This window comes from Deinococcus sp. (assembly GCF_025362455.1).
Classification (GTDB): domain Bacteria; phylum Deinococcota; class Deinococci; order Deinococcales; family Deinococcaceae; genus Deinococcus.
Genome location: NZ_JANYGJ010000199.1, coordinates 1 through 3,741, shown reverse-complemented (window position 1 = coordinate 3,741; position 3,741 = coordinate 1). Strand labels below are relative to the sequence as shown.

Genomic DNA, 3,741 nt, shown 5'->3' with positions numbered 1-3,741 from the left:
GGCCTTGATTCAGTCGTTGGCCCGCCCGGCGACTCTAGAGCAGTACTCCGAATGACGCCACGGGGAAAACAGCCTCCCCGCGCCTCCATTCTGCGCCTTGCTCAGTCAAAACTACTCGCTCCGCTCGGTCATAAAAAGGGTCTTTTTATGATATCTGCTCTAAAAGAGAACAAAGTTGTGCAGGGGCGCTCACACAGGGCGTTCCCTGGCAACCACGGAGCGCAGCACTGGTATGGCCGCGAGCGTCGTTCCCCCCTCTCCTTTCTCTTAGCGCTCCCCGCCTCACCGCTCCTCCTGCGCCAGCTCGATCAGGCGCGTCACCAGCTCCGAATAGCTCAGCCCCGCCGCCTCCCACAGCTTGGGATACATGCTGGTGGCCGTGAAACCGGGCATGGTGTTGACCTCGTTGAGATACAGCTCGCCCGTTTCCTCGACGTAAAAAAAGTCGATGCGGGCCAGCCCGGCGCAGTCGAGGGCCGCATACGCCCTGAGCGCCAGCTCGCGCACGCGCTCGGCGACCCCGGCACTCAGCGGCGCCGGAATGTGCATGGTCGCCAGCCCCTCGGTGTACTTGGTTTCGTAATCGTAAAACAGGGCGTCAAAGCGCAGCTCACCCACCGGGCTGGCGATGGGTGAGTCGTTGCCGAGGACGCCGACTTCCAGCTCGCGGGGCTTACCGCCAGCGCCCGCTTCCAGAATCACCCGGCGGTCGAGTGAGAAGGCCAGGGTCAGCGCTGAGTGCAACTCATCCGGCGCCGTCACCCGGCTGATGCCCACCGAGCTGCCCATATTGGCGGGCTTGACGAACAGCGGGTAGCCCAGCGCGTCGGCCTGGGCCTGTGCGGCGTCCGGTTGGCCTTGCCAGGCGCGGCGGGTCAGCAGGCGGTAGTTGACCTGCGGCACGCCCACGCTGGCGAGCACCTGTTTGGTCATCACCTTGTCCATGCTGGCCGCCGAACCGAGCACCCCGGAGCCCACGAACGCCGCGCCGCTCAGCGTCAGCAAGCCCTGCACCGTGCCGTCCTCGCCGTGCGGACCGTGCAGCAGCGGAAACACCACATCGTAGCCCACTACCTGGTGCGGCTGGATGCTGGACGAGACGGTCTCGCCCGCGCTATCCATAGGCCCACCGCCCAGCACCCGCGCCGTGTCCGCGTCGCCCAGCCACCTTCCGGCCTGGTCGATCACCAGCGGCGTGACCTCGAAGCGCTCGGCTGGGAGGGCTGTGAGCACGCTACGGGCGCTCATCAGGCTGACGGCGTGCTCGCCGCTCTGACCGCCGCACAGCAGCAGCACGCGGGTTTTGGGTTGATGGCCTGATCGGTGACCTGTGGGTCGATCTGGACCGGATTCGGACGAAGGAAGGGCACTCACGCCCGGCAGTATGCCACCTGGCAGGCGTGTGGCAGGCCGCCTCGGTCTGAAGCGACTGGAGGCTATTGAGACGACTGAAAGCTGTATCACACTTCTCACCTGCATGGTCAGACGACGGTACTCCGTGTCAATTGAGATGCGTTCCAGCCGTCGGGCGGCGTGCGCCAGCGTTCTCATCTTTCACTGGGTTCAGCATCATAAATTGACGTAGACCTTGAGTTACGATGCGCGGGTCTGCATCCGGTCTATACCACTCGCTCACAAATCGTGAGGCGTTGGCCCAGACCTCAGTGTTCGCTATCGACGTCAGGTTGGAAGTGCGTATGAGGAAGTGCGTATGAGCAGGACAATCAGTAGCAGCAAGTTCAGTTGTGCCCCGGAGGAACTGCATGAAGCCAAACAGCACCAAGATCAGTACGGTCAAGAGTAACGCGCTCAAGCTCACCACCCTCGCCCTGATGGCCGCCATGCTCAGCGGCGCGGCCCAGGCCCAGGTCAAGAACCCCGGCGTCCTGAGTGTGCTGACCATCGCCGACTGGTCGAGCTTCGACCCGGCCCAGTGCTACGACACGGCCTGCGGTGAGGTTCTTCAGAACACCATGGAAACGCTGTACTTCCCCAAGCCCTTTGACCTGGTGACGGAAGCGGCGGGCAGCAAGATCACCTTCGAGCCCCTGCTGGCGGCGGCCATGCCGGTCACGAGCAACGGCGGCAAGACCGTGACCATCAAGCTCAACCCCAAGGCCAAGTTCAGCGATGGCAGCGATGTCACCGCCGATGACGTCAAATATTCGATTGCCCGCCAGCTTATCGAGAGCACCGACGGCGGCCCCGCTGCCCTGCTGCTCGAACCGCTGATCGGCGCCGCCGACAACATCCGCAAGGGTGGCAAGGTGGGCTTTGATGAAGTCGACAAGTCGATGACCGTCAAGGACAAAGGCACCATCGTCTTCAACCTGGCCAAGCCCTTCGCGCCGTTCATGTCGGTGCTGGCACACCCCGCCACCGCCATTTACAGCAAGGCCGCCGCCATCAAGGCCGGTGAGTGGGACGGAACCAAGGCCACCTGGGAGAGCTTCAACAACGCGCCGCTGGCCAGCAGCAAGATCGGCGACACCATCGTGACCGCTTCGGGGCCCTTCGTGCTCCAGCGCTATGACAAGGGCAGCCAGGTCATCCTCAAGCGCAACGACAAGTACTGGCGCGCTCCGGCCAAGCTCCAGACCGTGGTGATCAAAAAGGTCGACGAGGCCGCCACCGCCGTGCAGCTCATCAAGACCGGCGACGCCGACCAGACCCTGGTGGGCAGCTACCCGCGCAATGTGGCGGGCCAGTTCGGCGCCATCGAGGGCGCCAAGGTCATCGACAACGTCTCGACCCTGGTGCTCCAGACGCTGTTCATGAACTTCGACATCAAGGACACCGCCAAACTGGGAAGTGCCAAGCTCGACGAGAAGGGCATTCCCGCCACCTTCTTTGCCGACGCCAACGTGCGCCGGGGCTTCGCGGCCAGCTTCGATTACCAGGCCATGCTCAAGGATCAGCTTCAGGGCAAGGGCATCATCAACAACGGCGTGATTCCCACCACCCTGCCCGGTTACAACCCGGCGCTGAAGTTCAAGTTCGACAAGGTTCAGGCCACCGCCTTTTTCAAGCGCGCCTGGGGCGGCAAGCTGTGGCAGACCGGCTTCACCGTGCCGATCTACTGGAACAGCGGCAACGTCAACCGCCAGAAAGCCGCCGAGATCCTCAAGCGCGGCGTCGAGTCGCTCAATCCCAAGTTCCACCTCGACGTGCGCGAGGCCCAGTTCAGCGCCATCCTGGCCGACGCCGCCGCCAAACGCGAGTCGATGTGGATGCTCGGCTGGCAGGCCGACTACGCCGATCCCCACAACTTCGCCCAGCCGTTCCTGGCGTCGAGCGGCAACTACCCGCAGAACACCGGCTACAAGAACCCTGCGGTGGATAAGCTGATCGACCAGGCGGTAGCTACCACCGACCCGGCGGCCCGCGCTAGCCTGTACAAGCGCATCGCGCAGATCGGCTTCGTCGACGTCGCCAACGTACCGATCTGGCAGCCGGTGAGTTACACCGTGCAGCGCGACTGGGTCAAGGGCCGCGTCACCAACCCGCTGTATTCCGGCGACATCTACTACTACACCAGCAAGTAAGCTTGGCTGCTCACCACATTCACCCGACCGGGTGACAATTGCCGGGCAGGAGGGGTATCCTTCCTGCTCGGCTTGACTGTCCCGATTTTGAACGGGGTTCCGATCAGCTCACTTGCTGGCGTGTTCGCTCGCTGTACATTCTTTTCTTTGGTGTTCTTAAGGGGGCTATGCTTACTTTCATCGCGCGGCGACTGCT

3 protein-coding genes are annotated in these 3,741 nt (G+C 63.2%); 1 reads left to right on the top strand and 2 read right to left on the bottom strand.

From position 1 onward, the window contains the following. Positions 1 to 282 precede the first annotated feature (282 nt). On the bottom strand, positions 283 to 1,296 hold the full coding sequence (locus Q0R23_RS14420) for a D-alanine--D-alanine ligase family protein (RefSeq protein WP_293914080.1): 1,014 nt from the start codon (positions 1,294 to 1,296) through the stop codon (positions 283 to 285). A gap of 467 nt (positions 1,297 to 1,763) precedes the next feature. On the opposite strand from Q0R23_RS14420, the gene Q0R23_RS14415 reads away from it, so the two are divergent. Beyond that, positions 1,764 to 3,545, top strand: a complete 1,782-nt coding sequence (locus tag Q0R23_RS14415) for an ABC transporter substrate-binding protein (RefSeq protein WP_293914079.1) — start codon at positions 1,764 to 1,766, stop codon at positions 3,543 to 3,545. On the opposite strand, the gene Q0R23_RS14410 is transcribed toward Q0R23_RS14415, so the two are convergent. Beyond that, positions 3,530 to 3,741: hypothetical protein (locus tag Q0R23_RS14410; RefSeq protein ID WP_293914078.1), on the bottom strand; the 212-nt coding region annotated here is incomplete at its 5' end. The two genes, Q0R23_RS14415 and Q0R23_RS14410, sit on opposite strands and share 16 nt — an antisense overlap.

Excerpts from the sequence above, each read along its gene's own strand:
- Q0R23_RS14415 (WP_293914079.1), top strand. The coding sequence starts at position 1,764 with ATGAAGCCAAACAGCACCAAGATCAGTACGGTCAAGAGTAACGCGCTC.